This is a genomic window from Stenotrophomonas sp. CFBP 13718 (assembly GCF_014842145.1).
Taxonomy (GTDB): Bacteria; Pseudomonadota; Gammaproteobacteria; order Xanthomonadales; family Xanthomonadaceae; genus Stenotrophomonas.
The window spans coordinates 80,884-102,462 of sequence record NZ_JACYVC010000010.1; the positions used below are offsets into that span (position 1 = coordinate 80,884).

Here is a 21,579-nt window from a genome sequence, read left to right on the forward strand (position 1 = left end):
TTCAGTCGGCTGTCCTTCGCGTAACGCCCAGCCTCAGGTAGAGCCGACTTCAGTCGGCTGCCCGTCGCGCAACCCCCAGCCTCCGGTAGAGCCGACTTCAGTCGGCTGTCCTTCGCGTAACCCCCAGCCGACTGAAGTCGGCTCTACCCTTCTGCGATGCTCTTCGCGTAATGCCCAGCCGACTGAAGTCGGCTCTACCCACGCGCGGATGCGGGGGGGGGGGGCAACGTGGGGGCAATCAGGGATACAGCTGTCGCTTGCTCCACGTGTCATCGGCTGCGCGCTCGTAGCACCAGCGCTCGTGCAGCCGGAACTGCGCGCCGTACCAGAACTCGAACCGGTCAGGCACCACGCGCAGCCCGCTCCAGCCCGCCGGCCGTGGCACGTCCTGGCCTTCGAAGCGCGCCTCGACCTCGGCGACCCGCGCGTCGAACTCGTCCCGCGAGGCCAGGGTCTGCGATTGACTCGATGCCCATGCCCCGATCTGGCTCAACCGCGGCCGTGATGCGAAATAGGCATCGGCCTCGGCATCCTCCACCTGCTCGACGCGCCCTTCGATGCGCACCTGGATGCCCGCCTCGCGCAGGCTGCGCCACAGGAACAACAGCGCAGCCTGCGGATTGGCCTGGAGCTCCTGGCCCTTGTGGCTGTCCAGATGCGTATAGAACACGAAACCACGCGCGTCGAACGCCTTCAGCAGCACGGTCCGTGCCGACGGACGGCCGCTGCGATCGGCGGTCGCCACCGTCATCGCGTTGGGCTCCAGCTCGCTGCTCTTGCGTGCCTCGTCAAACAACGTGGCAAACGTGGAAAGCGCTTCGGCGTGCAGATTGCTCATGACAACGGGTTCCCTACTTGGATTGGGCTATTGTGGCGGCATGAAGGCTGCTGCGTACACGTCCCCGTCGAAAGGTTTCCCCGATGCCCTGGTAGAGCAGGCGCTCGATGATGCGATGGCGAGCGCCACCCGGGTTCCGGTACTGGCCATCAGCGGCCTGCAGGGCAGTGGCAAATCGACGCTGGCCGCGCAGGTCGTGGCGCGCGCGCAGGCGCGTGGCCTGCGAGCCGCCGCCGTCTCCATCGACGATGTCTACCTCACCCGTACCCAACGCCAACGGCTGGCGCGCGATGTGCATCCGTTGTTGCTGACCCGGGGGCCACCCGGCACCCATGACCTCGCCTTGGCGCACAGCGTGCTGGATGACGCTGCGTCGGGAACGCTGCGCGCACTGCCACGATTCGACAAACTGGCCGATGAACGCCTGCCGCAGGCGGAGTGGCCTCATCTGGCGGCGCCTCTGGATCTGCTTGTGTTCGAGGGCTGGTTCCTCGGCACGCCCGCTGAAGCGGCCGACACGCTGGACGCCCCCCTCAACGCATTGGAGCGCGAGGCTGATGCGGACGGACGCTGGCGGCACTGGTGCAACACGGCGCTGGAAACCGAGTACCCCGCACTATGGCAACGCTGCGATCGCCTGTGGTTCCTGCAGCCGCCTGATTTCTCCGTCATACCGCGCTGGCGTTGGCAGCAGGAGCAGCATCTGCAGGCCGCGCAGCCCGGACGCAGCGGGATGACGCGACCGCAGCTGGAACGTTTCGTGCAGTACTACGAGCGGGTGAGTCGCCATGCCCTGCGCACGCTGCCCGGCATCGCCGACCGCACGATCGCACTGGATGCCGAGCGCGCCATCGTCAGCGTACGCTGACGGACTGACGGCCATTGCGGCGGCGCCGTGACGCACCCGGCGCCCCCCGTCCCCCCTCTCCAGGGGGACGTGCGATTCGCACGCGCATTACCTGCTTGCAGAAACCCTGCCTGCACACCCTCATGCCGCGAGGGCATCTGCATATGCACAGAAATGCGCGCACACCGGCAGGGTCGGTTGGCTAGGGTTTTGGCTTACCGCATCCCAACCTGACCGGACCCCCACCGTGCTCCTTGCTGCTGGTAGTGCCGCCACGCTGCAGACCTTCAACGCCGTTACGAAGGGCGCACACATCCTGACGCGCAGCGTGCTTTCCTGCGTGCGCAACGCGCCCTCGTGGTCGACGCCTTCCCTGCGGAAGCCCACGCCTTTCCCGGACGCCGATGCCGTATGTCCGGACACGATCGGCGGGATGATCCGCGACCTGGGCGCGGCGCTCGAACGCGCCGACGCACATCGCGCGACGTCGCTGGCGCTCATCGCCCACCGTGCACGCGCGCCCGTGCTGGACGCCGCTGCGCTGGTGGCATTACGCAAGGCGTGCAAGGTTGAAATCGAAGCGCAGAACGGCGGGCGAATGCCAGAGATCCAGCGCATGCGCCTGCAGGCACTGCATGACCACGCACGACTTGGCCTGCAACCGGTGCGGATAGCGCAGTCGCACCGGCGCTGGTGTGTGCGCCTCAAGCCCATGAGCGCGCCAGGGGCACAACGCAGCACCTCCTTCGGGTGTTCGGCCCGCGCCGGCGTAGGCCTGACCATGGCCGGTGCAGGGGCCACCGCCGGACTCTCGGTGGGCGCACAGTCCGGCAGCAAGAGCAGTTGTTTCGAGACGCTGGAGTACGCGCGCGGTCGGCACCACGTCATCAGTGCCGAGGTATCGGCCGATGCGCAGTTGGCACCCGGTACCGCGGCCGGCGCCGGGCTGACGGCAAGCGTGGAGTACACCCGCTACGACGGCGCGGCATCGATCCACGACTATGCCGCCTTCCGGGCGCGGCGCTCCGTCGCCACGCCACGGCGCAGCCGAGCGGCCCAGCGCCTGCTCAGCGTCGTCTCGCTGGGCCGCGCCACGCCCCACGACCGCGTGGCCCACGCCGCGCGTGCCGCGCTGCGCTGGGCCCCCTTGATGCCTACCCTGGTGTCCTGCGGCGGCGACAACAGCCCGCCCTTTGCTGCGCTGACGCAGGATGCACTGGTGCCCTCTCCTGCCCCCTTGCTCGACGTCGGCATCCGCACACGCACGATCTCGATGCAGGCCGCCGCCGACGCGACCGTCGCCAACGCGGGCATCTCCGCTGCGCGCAGCCGGCTGCGCGTCGAAATCGATGTGCCCCTGTGGTTGTGCGACCTGGATCTGGACCCTGTGCAGCGCGGAGCGCTGGCCTGGCAGCTTCGGGAGCGGATCACCGCCGGTCTCGGCTCACACGCCAAACGCTTCAGCGCCTTGCAGGTCGATGATGCGCACGCAGGTGCGGCCCGGGAAGAGGCGCTGCAACGCGTACAGACGGAGTTCCAGTGCCTGCAGTCCCTGCTGCTGGAACAGCAGCGTGGCATCGACAAACGACAGCTCAAGCACGTGTTGGCACGAACCTGCGCGGACTGGAACTGCCGCACGCCGCAGCAGGCACTGGCGCGCATGCTGGAGCTGGTGAACTGGCTCTGGCTGGTGATGCCCGCCGATCAGCGCAGCGCCGCGCAGGCACTGGCCGCCACAGTGCGTGATTCGCCTGTCCTGCGACAGGACGCCGCCTCGCTGCGCCCCCTTTACGCGCACCAGGCCCTGCAACAGTTCATCCGCACAGACACCATGGCGGTCCATGGCGGCGCGGCACAGCCCATGGCGGGCGCGGGCACGACGGACGTCACCATCAGCGTCAGCCGGAGCCATCAGCGCAACTACAATGCCCTGCGCGATGGCCGCTATGTCGAGGCCAGGATCACGCTGACCGGGGCGACCAGCACCGACACCATCCTGGCGTTGCTGCAGCAGCGGCTGCCCGATGCCAGTCTGGCGGCGGAGACCCGCCATGAACTCATGCGCGTACTGGGTGATGCAGGCGCGCTGAGCCTGGCAGGCACGACCGCGGTGACCGTGGGCGTCCGGTTCTTCAGGCCATCGTTCCAGGACGATGTGCGCTTTCCCGCTGCCGCCCGTGGCCTGCACCTGCAGCAGATCACCGTGCGCGGGGCATCCACCTTCAGCGTGGACGGCCGACTCCCCATTGCCGGTGTCCCGCTGGCCTCGCTCGGGCTGGGGGCGCGCCTTCAGCATGCACGCCACACAGCGCTGCATGCGGACGTGTTCTGCAGCGCCACCTTGACCGCCTCGCTGTTGCGCTATCAGTGCCTGATAGGCCAGCGGATGGCACCGGCGCAGGCATGGAAGAAGATGCTCGATGCCCATGGCAGCAGTCTGACCCGCCTTGCCCACAGGATGGCGGACAAGACGTCCAGTGCCAGGGCGGAGGCGCATCACTGGCTGCCTCCTCCTCCTCTGGCCGCGGGTCACGACGCCGATGGCCTGATCACGACGGCCGGCACGCTGGAGCCCGGGCTGGCCGGGCTGCATGCCTTGTTCGATGCCCTGCTGCCGCCCCTGGCCGAAGCACAGCGCCTGTCTCCCCTGTGCCACCCCATCGCGCTGGGCGGCACGCAGCTGCGCAGCACCCGGCTGTAGAGGGTGAAGTGGTAGGATTCACGGCGATGAATCCTGCTCCGAACCTGATCCTGATCGGCCCGATGGGAGCCGGCAAAACCTGCATCGGCCGCCGCCTCGCCGAGCGTTTCACGCTGGAATTCGTTGACCTGGACCAGGTCATCGTGGAGGCGGCAGGTGCCAGCATCCCGACCCTGTTCGATCTGGTCGGCGAAGCCGGTTTCCGCCGGCATGAGCAGCAGGCACTGCAGCGCGTGCTCGGCGGGCACGGGCAGTTGGTGTCTACCGGCGGAGGTGCCGTGCTGCATGCCGACAACCGTGCCGCCATCGCCGGCCATGGTTTCGTGGTCTACCTGCGGGTCAGCGTCGCGGCGCAACTGGAACGACTGGCGCGGGACAAGGCGCGGCCGCTGCTGCAGCGCCCGGACCGTGAGCAGGTGCTGCAGGACCTGGCCTATCACCGCGACCCGCTGTACCAGCAGCTGGCCGATCTCACCCTGGATACCGACCTTTACACCGCTGCCGAAGCCACGTCCCAGCTTGTGGTCAAGCTGGCCGCGCACTGGCAGCGACAGGACCCGATCGCATGACCGCACCCTCCCCCCTGCACGTCGCCGTCGCTGGCGACCATCCTTATTCGATCACCATCGGCCCGGGCCAGCTGTCCGATGGCCACGCGCTGGCGCGGCATGTCCGCGGCCGGCACGTGCTGCTGGTCAGCGATAGCGATGTGGCCCCGCTTTATCTCGCCGGCGTGCGTGGCGCGCTGATGCAGGCGCGCCCGGAGCTGTTGGTGGCCGAGCACGTGCTGCCGGCCGGTGAAGCGTCCAAGACGCTGGCCGAGTTCGGCCGGGCCATCGACGCTTTGGCCGCGCTGGGCGCCACGCGGGATGCCTGCATCTTTGCGCTGGGCGGCGGCGTGGTGGGCGACCTGTCCGGCTTCGCCGCGGCCTGCTGGATGCGCGGGGTGGACTGCGTTCAACTGCCGACCACGCTGTTGGCCATGGTCGATTCGTCGGTCGGTGGCAAGACGGCGGTGGACATCCCGGCCGGCAAGAATCTGGTGGGCGCCTTCCATCCGCCGCGGGCGGTGATCGCCGACACCCACGTGCTGGCGACCCTGCCGGTGCGCGAGCTGCGCGCAGGGCTGGCGGAGGTAGTGAAGTACGGTGCACTGGGCGATCCGGACTTCTTCGACTGGCTGCAGCAGCATGCCGATGGCCTGTCTGCCGGCGATGCCACGCTGCTCGCCGAAGCCATCGCGCGCAGTTGCAGGCACAAGGCGGCCATTGTCGAACGCGACCCCTTTGAGAAGGGCGAGCGGGCCCTGCTCAACCTGGGCCATACCTTCGGCCATGCCATCGAAACCGAACAGGGCTACTCGGCGCCAGGACGCGATGCCCTGAACCACGGCGAAGCCGTAGCGGTCGGCATGGTGCTGGCCGCCCGTCTGTCGACCGCGATGGGCAGGGCACCGGCCGCGGACGAGCACCGTCTTTCTGCGTTGCTGACATCGCTGCACTTGCCGACCGCCATTCCCACGGGGCTACAGCCTGCCGCACTGCTGGCACGCATGCGGCTGGACAAGAAGAACGTGGCCGGGCGGCTGCGCCTGGTGCTGTGGCGCGGCATCGGCCAGGCCGATGTGGTGGCAGATGTGGAAGAAGCCGCCGTGCTTGCAGTGCTGGCTGGCTGATCCTGTCGCGGGTCCGCCCTGCACGGGGTGCTTTCTCCGCCGAGGACCGCTCGACGCTGCAGGCACCGCGCGTCTCCGCCGTTCATGGGGCAGCGCTACAATTGCCCCATGCATGCCCATCTGCAACAACCGGCCATCGGTACCGAGACGCCGCGCTTCCTGCGCCTGACCCTGGCCGCCGACCTGTTCGGCGGTTGGGAACTGCTGCGCGAATCCGGCCGCGCCGGGGGCCGCTCGCAGCTCCGGCGCGAACTGTACCTGAAGGAAGCCGACGCCCGCGCCGCCTTTGCCAAGGCACGCGATGCCGAGCTTCACCGCGGCTTCGAGCTGGCCTCGCACGGCGAGTGAGCATGCACCCCCTTCTTCCCACACGGCGTTGCATGCAGCGCCCGCACAAGGATCGCCTTCCGTGACCAGCCCTCTTCGCAACGATCGTCTGCTGCGCGCCCTGCGCCGCGAGCCGGTGGATCACACCCCCATCTGGCTGATGCGCCAGGCCGGTCGTTACCTGCCGGAGTACCGTGCGACCCGCGCGAAAGCAGGCAGTTTCCTGGCGATGGCGAAGAACCCGGATCTCGCCTGCGAAGTCACCCTGCAGCCGCTGCGCCGCTTCCCGCTGGATGCGGCCATCCTGTTTTCGGACATCCTGACCATCCCCGATGCGATGGGCCTGGAGCTGTATTTCGTCGAAGGCGAAGGTCCCAAGTTCCGGCACCCGATACGCGATACCGCCGCCATCGCCAAGCTGGCGGTGCCGGACATGGAACAGGAACTGCGCTATGTGATGGATGCCGTGCGGGTGATCCGCCGCGAGCTGGATGGCCAGGTGCCGCTGATCGGCTTTTCCGGCAGCCCGTGGACGCTGGCCTGCTACATGGTGGAAGGCGGCGGCAGCAAGGATTTCGCCCGCATCAAGGCGATGGCGCTGAACCACCCGCAGGAACTGCACCGCCTGCTGGAGGTCGTGACGGATGCGGTGGTCGCCTACCTTGGTGCGCAGCGCGCGGCCGGCGCGCAGGCCCTGCAGGTGTTCGATACCTGGGGCGGCGTGCTGTCGCCGGCGATGTACCGCGAGTTCTCGCTGCGCTACCTGCAGCGCATCTCCGCCGAGCTGGAGCGCGGTGAAGGCAGCGCCCGCACGCCGCTGATCCTGTTCGGCAAGGGCACGGGCCTGCATCTGGAGGCGCTGTCCCATACCGGTGCCGATGCGCTGGGACTGGACTGGACCCTGGACCTGGACGAAGCGGTGCGCCGCACAGGGGGGCGCGTCGCGCTGCAGGGCAACCTGGATCCCACCACCCTGTACGCCAGTCCCGAGGCGATCAGCGCGGCGGCGGGCCGGGTGCTCGATACGTATGCGGCCGGCAACGGCGGCTCGCGCGAGGGCCATGTGTTCAACCTGGGCCACGGCATGTCGCCTGACATGGATCCGGCCAGTGTGCAGGTTCTGGTCGAGGCGGTGCACCGGCTCAGCGCACGCTGATGCTTTACCCGGCATGGCGGTACGGCGCTTCCTGATCGCGCCGTTACCGCGATTGGTCCATCATGTCGCCTCCCGGTCGCGCGGATCCAAGCCCGATGACGTCAAGCTACGCCTCCATCCGCCCCTTGTTGTGGCTGGTATCGCTGGCGATCTTCATGCAGATGCTGGACTCCACCATCGTCAACACGGCGTTGCCGGCGATGGCGCGAAGTCTGGGCGAAAGTCCGCTGCAGATGCAGTCTGTCGTTTTCAGCTACGCACTGGCCGTAGCCACCTTCATCCCGGCGTCGGGCTGGATCGCCGACCGCTTCGGCACGCGGCGTACCTTCCTGGTCGCCATCATCCTGTTCACCCTTGGCTCGCTGGCCTGCGCGTTGGCGCAGACCCTGCATCAGCTGGTCGCAGCGCGCGTGCTGCAGGGCATCGGTGGCGCGATGCTGCTGCCCGTCGGTCGCTTGGCCGTGATGCGCTCGGTACCGCGCGAGGACTTCCTGCGCGCGATGAGCTTCATCGCCATCCCGGCATTGATCGGCCCGCTGATCGGCCCGACGCTGGGTGGCTGGCTGGTCGAAGTCGCGTCGTGGCACTGGGTGTTCCTGATCAATCTGCCGATCGGCGTGATCGGTTATCTGGTCGCGATGAAGGTGATGCCCGACCACTATGCCGCCCATCGAAGCCGCTTCGATCTGCGCGGTTACGCGATGCTGGCCTTCGGCATGGTGGTGCTGTCGCTGGCATTGGACGGCATCTCGGGAATGGGCACGCCGCGCGCGCTGGTGATGCTGATGACCGTCGCCGGGCTGGCCGCGCTGGCGGGCTACTGGCTGCACGCCGCCAATTCGACCGCGCCGCTGTTTTCGCTCGCGTTGTTCCGGGTGCCGAGCTACCGCATCGGCATCCTCGGCAACCTGTTCTCACGCATCGGCAGCAGCGCCATGCCGCTGCTGATCCCCCTTCTGCTGCAGGTGGGCATGGGCATGAGCCCGATGAATGCCGGCCTGATGATGATCCCCGTCGCTGCCGCCGGCATGGTGTCCAAGCGGCTGGCAGTGAAACTGGTGGAGCGCTTCGGCTACCGCCGCGTGCTGATGGTCAACACCGTGCTGGTGGGCATCGCCATGGCCAGCTTCGCGCTGATGGGGCCGGGCCAGCACCTGGGCTGGCGGCTGCTGCAACTGGCGTTGTTCGGCGCGGTGAACTCACTGCAGTTCACGGTAATGAACACGGTGACGCTGCGCGATCTGGATCGGGAGTTCGCCAGCTCCGGCAACAGCCTGTTGTCGATGGTGATGATGCTGGCGGCGGGGTTCGGCGCCGCAGCGGCGGGCAGCCTGCTGGCGGCATTCGCGCCGCTGGAATCGCACGGCGCCACGGCTGCCCTGCACGCGACCTTCCTGTGTGTCGGCGCGATCACGCTGACGTCCACGCTGATCTTCTGGCAGCTGCCGGATACAGGCCCGGACCCGAAGCAGATCGAGGAAGTCGCGGAGTGATGATGCGGGGGTTGGGCGGATGGGTCGGGCGGACGGGTTGGGCCGACGGGTTGGGCCGATGGGTGCGAACGGGCTCTGCGAACGGGTTGGGCTAACGGGTTGGGCCGGCGAGCCGGGCCGACGGATTGGGCTGACTGATTGGGCTGACCGATTCGGCCGTCCGATTGGGCCGACGGATTGGGCCGACTGATTGGGCTGACTGATTGGGCTGACTGATTGGGCCGACTGATTGGGCTGACCGATTCGGCCGTCCGATTGGGCCGACGGGTTGGGCCTCTTGGTAGAGCCGAATTTAGTCGGCTGCTCCACCAATGCAGCCGACTGAAGTCGGCTCTACCGAAAGGCAGGGGCAGCCGACTGAAGTCGGCTCTACCAAAAGGCAGGAGCGGTCGACGGCGCTAGCGGGCGGTCAGCGCGCGGGCGATGGCTTCGGCCAGCAGCTCGCCGGTCACCGGCTTGCGCAGGAACCCCTGCATGTCCGCCGCCGCCACCTGCTCGGCGAGATCGGGATCGGTGCGCGCGGTGACCGCCAGCAGGGGCAGGTCGTGGGCCTGGTTGCGCAGGTGCAACGCCAGGTCGAAGCCACTCAGGCCGGGCAGATCGAGGTCCAGCAGACCGATGTCGAAGCGGTCGCCGGCCATTTCGCGCAAGGCCGCGAGCGCATGCTCGGCATGCACCACCTGGTGCCCGCGGGCCGCCAGCAGGCCGGCGATGACCTCGGCCACGGTGGGATCGTCTTCCACCAGCAGAATGCGCAGCGGCGCGGCCGGTACGGCCACCGCGTGCGGCCCCTCGCCATCGGCGTGCCCCCTGCCATCCTGAAGCGGCAGGGGCAGCACCACGCTGAAGCACGTCCCGTTGCCCAGCTGGCTGCGTACGGCAATGTCACCGCCCATCGCCACCGCAAGCTCGCGACTGATCGCCAGCCCCAGGCCGCTGCCGCCGTACTGCGCTGAGGTGCGTGCACCGTCAGCCTGCTCATAGCGGCGGAACAACCGTTTCTGCAGTTCGCTGCTGATGCCGGGCCCGGTATCGCTCACGTCGAAGTGCAGGCCCTGTGCGTCGGTGTCGCTGCGTGCGCGCAGGATGATGCTGCCGCGCTGGGTGAACTTGACCGCGTTGCCCAGCAGGTTGAGCAGGATCTGCCGCACCCGCAGCGGATCGCCCTGCGCGCACAGCCCGACGGCCAGCTCATTCTGCAGCGTGAACTGCACGCCCTTCTGCCGAGCCAGCGGCGCGGTGAGCGCCTGGACATCGGCAAGCAGCAGGTTCAGATCGAATAGCTGCGACTGCAGCTCCAACCGCCCCGACTCGATCCGCGCCAGGTCCAGCGCATCGTTCACCAGCAACAGCAGGTGCTCGCCCGCACTGCGGATGGACTCGGCATGGTTGCGCTGGCGCGTGTCCAGCGGCGACGACAGCAGCAGTTCGGTCATGCCAAGCACACCCGTCATCGGCGTGCGGACTTCGTGGCCCAGGTTCGCCAGGAAGCGCGTCTTGGCCGCCGAGGCCTGCTCGGCAACCTCCTGCTTGTGCACCGCCATCTGGTAGGCATGCCGGCGTTGCAGACGTCGCCGGTACAGCCAGGCGAATCCGCTCAGCAACAGCAGGCCCAGTGCCATCAGCATCAACACACCGGTCACGCTGCGCCACCACGGCGGCAAGACGTCGAACTCCAGCGTCTGCACCTTGGACCATACGTGGTCGGCCGAGCGCGCCTGCACCTCGAGCGCGTAATGACCGGGAGGCAGGCGTGAAAAGACGCGCTCGCCGCCCGCACCGGCATCCACCCAGTCCGGATCGTAGCCGCCCAACCGATACCGGTACACGTTGGACGCCGCATCGCTGAACGACAGCAGGCGCGCCACGATGTGCAGGTCGCGGTCACCATCTTCGATGACCATCGGCGTGGCGTGGGTCAGCTCGACCGTCCGGTCGCCACGGCTGACTTCGACACGCTCGATCACCAGCGGTGCCTGCCGGGTCGGCGGGCCCACCTTGAGTGGATCGAACAGCACCACGCCTGCCGGCGTACCTGCCAGCAACTGGCCACTGCGGCTGGCCACCAGGGTGTTCTCGCGGAACTCCTGGCTGGGCAATCCATCATGCACGCCATACAGGCGCACGCTGGGCACGCGCGGATCCACCCGCAGCATGCCGCGTGGGCTGCTCGCCCAGACGATGCCCGTTTCGTCCACGGCCAACCCGTTGGCGGCGAGCGCCGGATACCCCTGCACCGCGCCGATCACCCGGTGCCGCTGCAGCGCGCTGCCCGTCCACCGGTGCTGGACCAAGCGCCCATCCTGCGAAAGCCAGACCTGGTCGCCACTGGCAAAGGCCATTGCATGGACCGCCCCCGCAGGACCACCGTCGACCAGGGCGAACACATGCAGGTGCGGATCCCATTCCTGCAGCCCTTGGCTGCCAGCCAGCCAGGGTTGCCCGCGCGGCCCACACTCCAGGCTGATGTTCAGCTGCCCCGCGCGCAGGCCACCCTCACCCAGCGGCACGCCCACCTGCACGCGCCCCTGCAGATCACGTGCCTGCACACCGGTCGGCGACATCGTCCACACCAGCCCGCCACATACCGCGATATCCTGGACATTGCCTTCCATCACCGAGTCGGCTCCGTCATCGCGGCCCCAGCGGCGCACGCGTCGGCTGCCAGGTTCATAGCGCGCCAGTGCGTCCATGGAGCCTGTCCACACGTTGCCCTGATCATCCTCGGCGACAGACATCAGCCAGTGGTTGCCATTCACCCAGGTCAGGTGCTGTTCCACCTTGCCCGTGGCCGGGTCCAGCTTGTCCAGTGCACCGTGGCCACCCACGGTCCAGACACTGCCGTCCGCGGCAGCGGCAGTGCCGAGCACGAAGGCGTTGCGCAATGACGCAGGATCATCTTCAAGGCGGGACAGCACCGAGAACTGCCACCAGCGTGGCAGCAGGTGCCACAAGCCGGCGTTGAGGCTGGCCAGCCAGATGCCGCCTTCCCGGTCCTGGAAGGCCCCGCTCCAGTTCGGACGCACCCGCCCCCGTGCCAGCGCGCTGTACAACGGCACCTGTTGGAAGCGCCCTGCCACCCCCCGTCCGAGACCCGACCGGGTATCCAGCCAATAGCCGCCCTGCTCATCGTGCAGCATCATGCCCAGCACCTGGTCGCCAGCGGGCACCGGCCACGGCGCCGGCTCGAAGCGACCATCGGCGTGACGCACGATCACGCTGCCCAGCGTGTTGATCCACAGACTGCCATCGGCATCAGCGGTCATGCCGTTGATCATCGCATCGCCCAGCACGCTGTCCGGCGCGCGTTCGAAATCGTGTCCCGTCCATCTCGCCAGGCCGCGCTTGGTGCCCACCCACAGACTGCCGTCGGGCAGTGTCGCCAGGAAGGGCACGCTGTTGGACGGCAGGCTGCGGTCGTTGCCCTCTTCCGGCAGGAAGCGCTGCAGGGTGTCGTCGGCATCGATGCGGTACAGGCCGCCTTCGTAGGTGCCGAACCAGATCGCCCCGTCCGGCGTGGCCGCCACGCTCCACACGGTGTTGCTGGCCAGCAGCGGCTGGCTGTCACGGTCATAGAAACGCATGACCCGCCGATCAGCGGACAGCCGTACCAGACCTGCGTTTTCAGTCCCTATCCAGAGCTGGTTGCGTGCATCGGCAAGCACCGTCCAGATGCGGTTGTCGCGTAGCCCGTCTTCGGCCCGCCAGATCCGGTAGCTGCGGCCATCGAAGCGGGCGAGCCCGTCGTTCGTGGCGATCCACAGATAGCCCAGACGGTCTTCCGCCATCCGGTTGACGGTGTTGGACGGCAGGCCATCGAACACGGTCAGCTGCCGCGGCGTCGGCGGAACCGGCTGCGCGCTGGCCGGCAACAGAGCCAGCCATGCCGACAGCAATAGTGCCAACGTCCTACGCAAACGCATTGCCCCTGCCTGCTCCCCGTTGCCACTGGCCCCTGCGCAGCAGGGATGGACACCTCATGCCTGCGGTGCCCGCGACGGCTGATGGCTTGGATGGCATGGTAAACCGAAGGTGGCGGTCTTCACGACGTGGAACCGCCGAAGCGTGAACTCCGTGCCACCTGCGTCACGGGAGGGCGCGACGCAGGCGCGCGCGGGCAATCGCCCCGACCAGCAGGTCGCCCGTCACCGGCTTGCGCAGGAAGCCATCGAATCCGGCGTCCAGCACCTCCGCTTCGGCGTAACTGTCCGAACGGGCGGTCACCGCGATCAACGGGAACCGATGACCCATCGCCCGCAGCTGACGTGCCAGCCCCAGCCCGTCAAGGGCCGGCAGGTCCAGGTCGAGCAGCCCCACTTCGAAGGACGACGTCGCCGCCGCCGACAGCGCCGCCAGTCCATGCAGCGCGTGTTCGACCTCATGCCCACGTGCGCTCAGCAGACCCTGGATCACACTAGCGACCGTCGGGTCGTCTTCGACCAGCAGGATCCGCAGGGACGGCAGCACGTCGGGCGAGGGCTGCGCCTCGGGCACGGGCGCCACGTCTTCCGGATGCCACGGCAGCGGCAGCAGCACGCTGAAACGCGCCCCTTGCCCCGGCAGGCTGTCCACGTCGATGGTGCCACCCATCGCCACGGCAAGCTCCTGGCTGATCGCCAGACCCAGGCCGGATCCCCCGTAGCGCGACGCTGTCCGCGGACCGTCGGCCTGTTCGAATCGCTCGAACAAGCGCGCCTGCTGCTCGACGGCAATGCCCGGGCCGGAGTCCTCCACCTCGAACCGAAGGCCCACGCCGTCGCCGCCGGGACAGACGGATACCCCGACGTGGCCGCGCTCGGTGAACTTGATCGCATTGCCGAGCAGGTTCATCAGCACCTGCCGCACCCGCATCTCATCGCCGCTGACCGATATCGGACCGGTAAACGCCATCTCGCGGCGGAAGGCCAGCCCACGCTGGCGCGCGATGGGCTCCATCAAGGCCTGCACCTGGTCGAACAAGGCATCCAGCGCGAACGGGCGGATGTCCAGTTCCAGCCGACCGGCCTCGATCCGCGCCATGTCCAGCGCATCGTTGACCAGCCGCAGCAGATGGGTGCCGGCCTGGTGGATGGCGCCGGCGTAGCTGCGCTGCTGGTCATCCAGCCCCGTGTCCAGCAACAGCTCGCTCATGCCCAGCACGCCGGTCATCGGCGTGCGGACCTCGTGCCCCAGCGTTGCCAGGAAATGGCTCTTCGCCTGCGAGGCCTGCTCGGCCAGATGTTGCTTGTGCAGGCTCAACTGCCATTGCTGTCGCCGGCGCAGGCGCAGGCGCACGTACCACGCCACGCCAGCGACCAGCAGGGTCCCACCCACGCCGTAGGCCAGCAGTGCGACACCGCTTCGCCACCAGGGCGGCAGCACCTGCACCTGCAGTGCCTGCACAGGCGTCCAGTCGCCGCCCGCGTGTCGCGCCTGGATCTCGATCTCGAACGCGCCGGACGGCAGCCGCGAGAGCGTACGCTCGCCATCGGCGGCAGTGACCCAGTTGAGGTCATAGCCCTGCACGCGGAATCGATAGGCATTGCTGCGTGGATTGGCGAAGGACAGCAGCCGCGCGTTGATCTGCAGATCACGGTCGTCCGGCCCCAGCGTGATGGGCGAGCGGGCGGTGACCTCCTGCCAGCCCTCGCCATCGTCGCGGCGCACGCGCACCGAGGCGATGACCAGCTGCGAAGAGGGCAGCGGCGCGTCGGCCGTATCCGGATCAAACCCGACCAGACCGGTCTGCGACACCGCCAGCACACGGCCGGCAGCGTCCTGGGCCGGCGGGCGGCCGGTGAACTCCGCGTCCGGCAGGCCATCGCGCTCACTGTAGATGCGCAGTTGGCGCTTGCCGGTATCCCAGCGCATCAGTCCGCGCGGGCTGGTCGCCCACAGCTGCCCCGTCGCACCGATCACCAGGCCGCCGATGGAGACCGGCAGCACGCCTTCTGCTGCGCCGACCTGCTCACGCAGCGTCAGGCTCTTTCCATCCCACTCGTAGCGTTCAAACGCCCCCTGGCGCGCCAGCCACAGGCTACGCGGGCCGGCCCAGGCCAAGTCGAAGATGGTGCCGCGCGAGACGCCCGGGATGGCGATGAAGCGGTCGTCCTGGAAGCGCAGCACGCCCATGTCGCCCACCACCCACAGCTGGCCCTGCGGGTCGAAACGCAACTGCTCCACCGGCGCCTGACTGCGGCCGGGCAACGTCGCGCGAGGGAAATCGCGCAGCACGCGTCCCTGCGCGTCGCGCTGCTGCAGGCCGTGATTCATCACCGACAACCACACCGTGCCATCCGGTGCCTGCCGCATCAGGTCAATCCGCTGGCGCAGATCGGCACCGCCCTGGATCAGCCAATCGCGATGCGTCCGGCGCTTGGGATCGAACACGGTGATCCGGCCGGCCCGCCCCAGCCACAACGATCCGTCCGGTCGCGGCAGCAGTGACCATATCGCGCCACTGCCGATCTGCTCATCGCTCACCAGCAACGACAGCGTGCCCCCGGCATCGAGCCGATACACCCCGTGCGCGGCGCCCACGAAGAAGTCGGTGCCATCGCTGGCCACACTGAGCAGGTACTGGCTGTCCAGCGGCCTGCCGTCCAGCTGGAACCAGGTCGAGAAGCGCTTCCAGTCCGGCGGAAGATAGGCCAGGCCCTGCGTCAGCAATCCCACCCAGATGCCGCCTTCATGATCCTGCAACATGTCCAGCACACCGCTGTGCGCGGTCAGGAAGCCGCTGCCACTGTCATGCTCGAGCCGCCGCAGCTGCCAGTCATCACCGCGCAGCAGCCCTTCGGAGCTGCCGACCCAATAGCCGCCTTGGCGATCGTGCAGCATCAGCGCCGCGCGCAGCGTGGCGGCCTGTGACCAGCCTGGTCGCTGCGCCCGGTCGTCGGCGCCGATCACGAACGCACCATCGCCCTGGGTACCCACCAGGACGCTGCCGGCTTCACCGCGGCTGAGCCGCACCACCGACACATCGCCCAGGACATCCGCGCCGACACGATCAAACCCGCTGCCATTCCAACGCGCTACGCCCTGCTCGGTCCCCAACCACAGACGTCCGCGCTCGTCGACCACGCTGGAAAAGATCGTGTCGCTCGGCAGACTGTGCGGGTCGGTCGGATCATGCCGGAACCGGCGCAGTTGCCCCGTTTCGTCGCGACGGCACAGGCCGAAGGCACTGGTACCCACCCACAGCGCATTCTCGGCGTCGGCCAGTGTCCAGAACTGACCTTCGCAGGCCGCACTGATGTCGTTGATGACCTCGAAGGCTTGCCGCTCGGGCCCCATGCGCACCAGGCCCACCCCGTTGATGCCCAGCCACAGGCGATCACGGCCGTCGACCAGCATCGTCTCGATCTCATTGCCGGGCAACGAGCCTTCCTGCAGCGGGTCGTTCCGCCAGGTCTGCAGGGAAACCCCGTCATAGCGGGCCAGCCCACCGTCGGTCGCGGCCCACAGATAACCCTGCGCATCCTCGGCCAGCGCCGTCACCATCCGCGACGGGAGCCCTTCGGCCGTACCGATGCGACGCAGGCGGGGCGTCTCCGCGCCGGCGGGTGCCGCCTGCGCTGCTGGCAGCAGCAGGCTGGTGAGCAGCACCAGCAGCAACAGCACCACCCTCTGTCCTTGACGCATGCCCTTCGCCATTCCACTTCCCTGGATAAAGCGATTGTCACACAGCCTTGACGAAGCGGCGTGCGGCAGGCTGCTCCGCAGGCCAGCGACGACACGCGCTGGCAGGCACGGTGCCATCCGCACCATGAACTGTTGCAGCCATGTGGCTGCTCGCGAAGCCAGCGGGGTGGGTATGATCGCTGCGTCCCCTGCAGGAGCTGCACGCGTGCTGCTACGTCTTACCCTCAGCCTGTTGTTGTCCGCCCTGCCCGGCCTGGCTGTGGCAGCCGATACGCTCTATCGCCTCGATCCGGTCCACACCCGGGTGCTGTTCGCCATCAAGCACGCAGGCTTTTCGAATGCCTTGGGTACCGTGTCCGGCAGCGAGGGCGAACTGTATTTCAGCCCGGACGACTGGGCAGCCGCGCGGTTGGACGTGCGCGTTCCCATCGCGCACCTGGACCTGGGGGACAGCAAGTGGAACCAGGCCGTCCTGGCGCGCAACCTGCTTGATGGCGAGCGTTTCCCGGAAGCCCGCTTCGTGTCGACCTCCGTACAGCCCATCGACGAAACGCACGCCCGCGTGTTGGGGGATCTGACCCTGCGCGGCGTGACGCGTCCCGTTACGCTGGACGTCACCCTCAATGCGCTCAAGCGCCACCCGCTGCCGCCCTTCCGCCGCACTGCCGGCTTTTCCGCCACCGCCACGCTGAGCCGCCGTGACTTCGGCATCACCGCGTGGTCGAGCGTGATCGGCGATGACGTGCAGCTCCGCCTGGAAGTGGAAGCCGTGCGCGACCGCAAGGGGGACGATGACGCCCCCGACACGGCACCGCCGTCCGGGTCCAAACCCCCGATCGACGCCACGCCGGCGCCCAGGAACCTGCCATGAGCCGTCCCAATACCCAGCGCTGGGGTGGCGTCAGCCAGACCCTGCACTGGCTGATCGCACTGCTGATCCTCACCCTGGGCATCGTCGGCCTGACCATGGGCGAACTGCCGAAGACGCCGAAGTACTTCTGGGTGTACACCGCCCACAAGTCGCTGGGCATCACCGTGCTGACGCTGGTCGTGCTGCGCTTGGGCTGGCGTCTGTATGCCGGTGCGCCGCCCGCGGTGCCTGGCACGCCGACCTGGCAGGAGCGCATCGCGAGCGTGACCCACGCCTTGCTCTACGTGCTGATGTTCGGCATCCCGCTGTCCGGCTGGATCTACGACTCGGCCAGTGGCCTGCGGCCGTTCCGCTGGTTTGGTCTGGTCGACGTACCCAAGCTGGTCGCGCCGGATCCGCAGACCGTGTCCATTTCCCATGCGATCCACGAATACGGCTTCTGGCTGCTGGTGGCCGTCGTCGCCGCGCATGCCGGTGCCGCGCTCTACCACCACGTTTTCCAGCGTGATGCCACCTTGGTGCGGATGCTTCCGCGCGGCTGGATCTCCTCTCCCCAGAAGGATTGAACGATGACCATCAAACTGACCTCCCCGACAGCCGTTGCTGCCGCCCTGGCGGGCCTGCTTGCCGCCTCCCCGGCCATCGCCGCCGACTACGTGCAGGCACCCGGTTCCACCCTTGCCTTCGCGACCAAGTACGACGGCGAAGTCTTCGCCGGCACCTTCCCGGGCTTCACCACGCAGCTCAGCTTCGACCCGGCCAATCTGGCTGCCGGCAAGCTGGATGTGACGATCCCGCTGGCAGGCGCGAAGAGCGGCAACGCCGACCGCGACTCCACGCTGCAGGGAGCGGATTTCTTCGATGTGGGCAAGTTCGCCACCGCGCATTACCGCGCCAGCGGCTTCCGCGCACTGGGCAACGACAAATACGCGGCGGACGGCACGCTGGAACTGCGCGGCGTCAGCAAGCCGGTCACCCTGACGTTCACCTGGACGCCGGGCACACAGCCGGTCCTGAAGGGTCAGGCGAGCGTCAAGCGACTGGAATTCGGCGTCGGCGGCGGTGACTGGGCCGATACCAAGACAATCCCGGATGAGACCGCGATCAGCACCGTGGTCAACTTCAAGGCCAAGTGACACCCTGCCATCAGGCTGCGGGCGTCCGGACATCCGGCGTCCGCCGCGCATGGCGCGGCACTAGCTACCCGGCCCGCAGCCATCCCGCGAGTGTGGCCGCATCAAACGGCCAGTCCAGCTCGCGTCTGCCGGCGCTGTCCCGCAGCACAGGCACCCGCGCGCCATAGCGTGTTTCAAGTTCGGGATCTGCGTCGATGAATACCGACTCGAGCCGGGGCACCCGTGCCTGCGCCAGCACAGCCAGCGCCAAGTCACACAGATGGCAGTCGTCACGCTGGTACAGGATGAACACCGGGCCCGCTCCGTAGGGGTTTGCTGCGCCGCAGCCAAGGAACCGCCGCGTCAACCGCTAGAATAGCGGCTTTCCCGGTACCTGCAGCACGGCATCCATGGCAGTCAGCACGTTCGACGTATTCAAGATCGGCATTGGCCCGAGCTCTTCGCACACCGTAGGGCCCATGAAGGCGGCCGAACGGTTCGTGCATCGCTGGCTGCTGGATCCGGGCAGACTGCAGGATGTGGTGCGCATCCGTGCGGACGTCTACGGATCACTCGCGCTGACCGGGCGCGGCCACGGCACGGACAAAGCCGTGCTGCTGGGACTGGAAGGACAGCGCCCCAACCTGATCGATCCGGACATCATCCCGGCGACGCTGGAGCGCATCCGGACCAGCAAGCGGCTCAACCTGATGGGTCAGCACGAGATCGTGTTCGATGAAAAACGCGATCTGGGACTGAACAAGCGGCAGAAGCTGCCCTATCACACCAACGGCATGCGCTTCACCGCCTTCGATGCGAACGACGAGGTGATCGCCACGCGCGATTATTATTCCGTCGGCGGCGGCTTCGTGGTCAACCAGGACGATGCCGCCGATGATCGCATCGTGCCCGATGAGACCCCGCTGCCCTACCCCTTCAAGAGCGGCGACGAACTATTGGCGCAGACCGCGCGCAGTGGGCTGAGCATCGCCCAGTTGATGTTCGAGAATGAGAAATCCTGGCGCAGCGAGGACGAGATCCGCGAACTGTTGCGCGAGATCTGGTCGGCCATGCAGGCATGCGTGGCACGCGGCATCCGTCAGGAGGGCGTGCTGCCGGGGGGACTGAAGGTGGGCCGACGCGCACCGGCGCTGTATCGCGAGCTGTCATCGAAACCCGAAGCAGCGATGCGTGACCCGCTGACCACGCTGGACTGGGTGAATCTGTACGCCTTGGCGGTGAACGAAGAGAACGCCGCGGGCGGTCGCGTGGTCACGGCACCGACCAATGGCGCGGCGGGTGTCCTACCATCGGTGCTGCATTACTTCGATCGCTTCTGCCCGGGCGCCAATGAACAGCGCATCTTCGACTTCCTGCTGACGTCGGCGGCGATCGGCATCCTGTACAAGGAAAACGCCTCGATCTCCGGCGCCGAAGTGGGTTGCCAGGGGGAAGTCGGGGTGGCGTGCTCGATGGCGGCCGGCGGGCTGGTCGCGGCGTTGGGCGGCAGTCCCAGCCAGATCGAAAATGCCGCGGAAATCGGCATGGAGCACAACCTCGGATTGACCTGTGACCCGATTGGCGGACTGGTTCAGATCCCCTGCATCGAACGCAATGCGATGGGGGCGGTGAAGGCGATCAACGCCTCACGCATGGCGATGCGCGGCGACGGCAAGCACAAGGTGTCGCTGGACAAGGTCATCAAGACCATGCGCGATACCGGCCGCGACATGCAGGACAAGTACAAGGAAACCAGCCGCGGCGGCTTGGCGGTCAACGTCATCGAGTGCTGACGGCGGGTGGTGCCGAGCGCGGCTCGGCGCTACCGGATGGATGCGATGGTTCGACAAGGTGATGTTTGGCGCTGCGGTATGCTCGGCCTCCCCTTCCATGGAGACCGCCATGCGCCTGCTGGCCGCCGCCCTGATCGCTTGCTGTCCTGTCGCTGCTACTGCCGCGGATGTCTACGGCCCCCGCCTGGAGGGGTTTGATTACCCCTATCCGGTAAAGACGTTCGCATTGGAATCCCAGCGCCAGTCGCTGGAGATGGCTTACCTGGACGTCGCTCCAGCGCGGTCACCGATTGGCACCGTGGTGCTGCTGCATGGGAAGAACTTCTGCGCCGCCACGTGGCAGGAGACCATCAAGCCGTTGCTTGATGCCGGATACCGGGTCATCGCACCGGACCAGATCGGCTTCTGCCGGTCCAGCAAGCCTGCCGGCTACCAGTATTCGTTCGGCCAATTGGCGGCCAACACCCATGCCCTGCTTGAGCAGCTGGGCGTGCAGCGGGCGCATATCGTCGGCCATTCGATGGGCGGCATGCTGGCCGCGCGCTATGCGCTGCTGTATCCGCAGGCCACCCAGTCGCTGTCACTGGTCAATCCGATCGGACTGGAAGACTGGAAAGCCCTCGGCGTGCCGTGGCGCAGTGTCGATGCGTGGTATTCCAACGAGTTGAAGACAACCTTCGATTCGATCAAGAAGTACCAGCTGGACGTTTACTACAGCGGCGACTGGCAACCCTCGTTCGAACACTGGGCGCGCATGCAGGCCGGCATGTACGCCGGCGCAGGCAAAGAGGCGGTGGCCTGGAGCCAGGCGCTGACCTCGGACATGGTGTTCAACCAGCCGGTGGTGTACGAACTGAAGAACATCCGCGTGCCGACCACGCTGTACATCGGCCAGAAGGATCGGACCGCGATCGGTCGCGACCAGGCGCCCCCTGCGCTCAAGGCCAAGCTGGGCAATTACCCGCTGTTGGGCAAGGCCGCCGCAGCGGCCATACCCGGTGCACAGCTGGTGGAATTCGCCGATCTGGGGCATTCGCCACAGGTGCAGGATCCGGCGCGCTTCAATGCTGCGCTTATGCGTGCACTGGACGACCAGCACTAGCAGGGATACGGGGCGCACATACCGTGGGCCCCATACCG

The 21,579-nt window shown here is 67.6% G+C and carries 15 protein-coding genes and 1 pseudogene; 12 read left to right on the forward strand and 4 right to left on the reverse strand.

Annotated elements, in window-relative coordinates:
* Positions 1 to 238: 238 nt before the first annotated feature.
* On the reverse strand, positions 239 to 838 hold the full coding sequence (gene pdxH, locus IFT58_RS15030; protein WP_192080235.1) for a pyridoxamine 5'-phosphate oxidase: 600 nt from the start codon (positions 836 to 838) through the stop codon (positions 239 to 241).
* Positions 839 to 878: 40 nt separating this feature from the next.
* On the opposite strand from pdxH, the gene IFT58_RS15035 reads away from it, so the two are divergent.
* The 7 genes from IFT58_RS15035 (at position 879) to mdtD (ending at position 9,037) form a co-directional block, all read left to right on the forward strand.
* A complete protein-coding gene (locus IFT58_RS15035; protein WP_192095811.1) occupies positions 879 to 1,706 on the forward strand; it encodes a kinase in 828 nt (275 codons plus the stop codon).
* Positions 1,707 to 1,932: 226 nt separating this feature from the next.
* Entirely contained in the window at positions 1,933 to 4,386 is a 2,454-nt protein-coding gene (locus IFT58_RS15040; RefSeq protein WP_192095813.1) for a hypothetical protein, read from the forward strand.
* A gap of 26 nt (positions 4,387 to 4,412) precedes the next feature.
* Entirely contained in the window at positions 4,413 to 4,955 is a 543-nt protein-coding gene (locus tag IFT58_RS15045) for a shikimate kinase (protein WP_188324650.1), read from the forward strand.
* Positions 4,952 to 6,061, forward strand: a complete 1,110-nt coding sequence (gene aroB, locus IFT58_RS15050; RefSeq protein WP_192080229.1) for a 3-dehydroquinate synthase — start codon at positions 4,952 to 4,954, stop codon at positions 6,059 to 6,061. Before IFT58_RS15045 ends, aroB begins: the two co-directional genes overlap by 4 nt.
* A 108-nt stretch (positions 6,062 to 6,169) precedes the next feature.
* Complete coding sequence (locus IFT58_RS15055) at positions 6,170 to 6,409, forward strand: WGR domain-containing protein (RefSeq protein ID WP_192080227.1); 240 nt, start codon at positions 6,170 to 6,172, stop codon at positions 6,407 to 6,409.
* Between the two features lie 61 nt (positions 6,410 to 6,470).
* Positions 6,471 to 7,544 (forward strand): uroporphyrinogen decarboxylase, encoded by a 1,074-nt coding sequence (hemE, locus tag IFT58_RS15060; RefSeq protein WP_192080225.1) that lies wholly within the window; start codon positions 6,471 to 6,473, stop codon positions 7,542 to 7,544.
* A 95-nt stretch (positions 7,545 to 7,639) separates the two neighbouring features.
* Positions 7,640 to 9,037, forward strand: coding sequence for a multidrug transporter subunit MdtD (gene mdtD, locus IFT58_RS15065; RefSeq protein ID WP_192095814.1), 1,398 nt, complete (start codon positions 7,640 to 7,642; stop codon positions 9,035 to 9,037).
* 398 nt (positions 9,038 to 9,435) lie between these two features.
* On the opposite strand, the gene IFT58_RS15070 is transcribed toward mdtD, so the two are convergent.
* Positions 9,436 to 12,960 (reverse strand): ATP-binding protein, encoded by a 3,525-nt coding sequence (locus IFT58_RS15070; protein WP_192095816.1) that lies wholly within the window; start codon positions 12,958 to 12,960, stop codon positions 9,436 to 9,438.
* 163 nt (positions 12,961 to 13,123) lie between these two features.
* Positions 13,124 to 16,660, reverse strand: coding sequence for an ATP-binding protein (locus tag IFT58_RS15075; RefSeq protein WP_249405722.1), 3,537 nt, complete (start codon positions 16,658 to 16,660; stop codon positions 13,124 to 13,126).
* A gap of 277 nt (positions 16,661 to 16,937) precedes the next feature.
* Between IFT58_RS15075 and IFT58_RS15080 the strand changes: the two are divergent.
* The 3 genes and pseudogenes from IFT58_RS15080 to IFT58_RS15090 form a co-directional block, all read left to right on the forward strand.
* A pseudogene (locus tag IFT58_RS15080) lies at positions 16,938 to 17,531 on the forward strand (YceI family protein); the annotation flags it as partial.
* On the forward strand, positions 17,528 to 18,097 hold the full coding sequence (locus IFT58_RS15085) for a cytochrome b (protein WP_192080221.1): 570 nt from the start codon (positions 17,528 to 17,530) through the stop codon (positions 18,095 to 18,097). The pseudogene IFT58_RS15080 and the gene IFT58_RS15085, both read left to right, overlap by 4 nt.
* Before the next feature lie 3 nt (positions 18,098 to 18,100).
* On the forward strand, positions 18,101 to 18,667 hold the full coding sequence (locus IFT58_RS15090; protein WP_188324659.1) for a YceI family protein: 567 nt from the start codon (positions 18,101 to 18,103) through the stop codon (positions 18,665 to 18,667).
* 64 nt (positions 18,668 to 18,731) lie between these two features.
* Here IFT58_RS15090 and IFT58_RS15095 read toward each other — a convergent pair whose 3' ends face one another.
* A complete protein-coding gene (locus IFT58_RS15095) occupies positions 18,732 to 18,959 on the reverse strand; it encodes a glutaredoxin family protein (RefSeq protein ID WP_192095821.1) in 228 nt (75 codons plus the stop codon).
* Positions 18,960 to 19,056: 97 nt separating this feature from the next.
* Here IFT58_RS15095 and IFT58_RS15100 point away from each other — a divergent pair, with 97 nt between their 5' ends.
* Both IFT58_RS15100 and IFT58_RS15105 read left to right on the forward strand, forming a co-directional pair.
* Positions 19,057 to 20,439 carry an L-serine ammonia-lyase gene (locus IFT58_RS15100; protein ID WP_188324661.1) on the forward strand — a complete coding sequence of 461 codons (1,383 nt, stop codon included), beginning with the start codon at positions 19,057 to 19,059 and terminating at the stop codon, positions 20,437 to 20,439.
* A gap of 109 nt (positions 20,440 to 20,548) precedes the next feature.
* Positions 20,549 to 21,541 (forward strand): alpha/beta hydrolase, encoded by a 993-nt coding sequence (locus tag IFT58_RS15105; protein ID WP_192095823.1) that lies wholly within the window; start codon positions 20,549 to 20,551, stop codon positions 21,539 to 21,541.
* Positions 21,542 to 21,579: the final 38 nt, after the last annotated feature.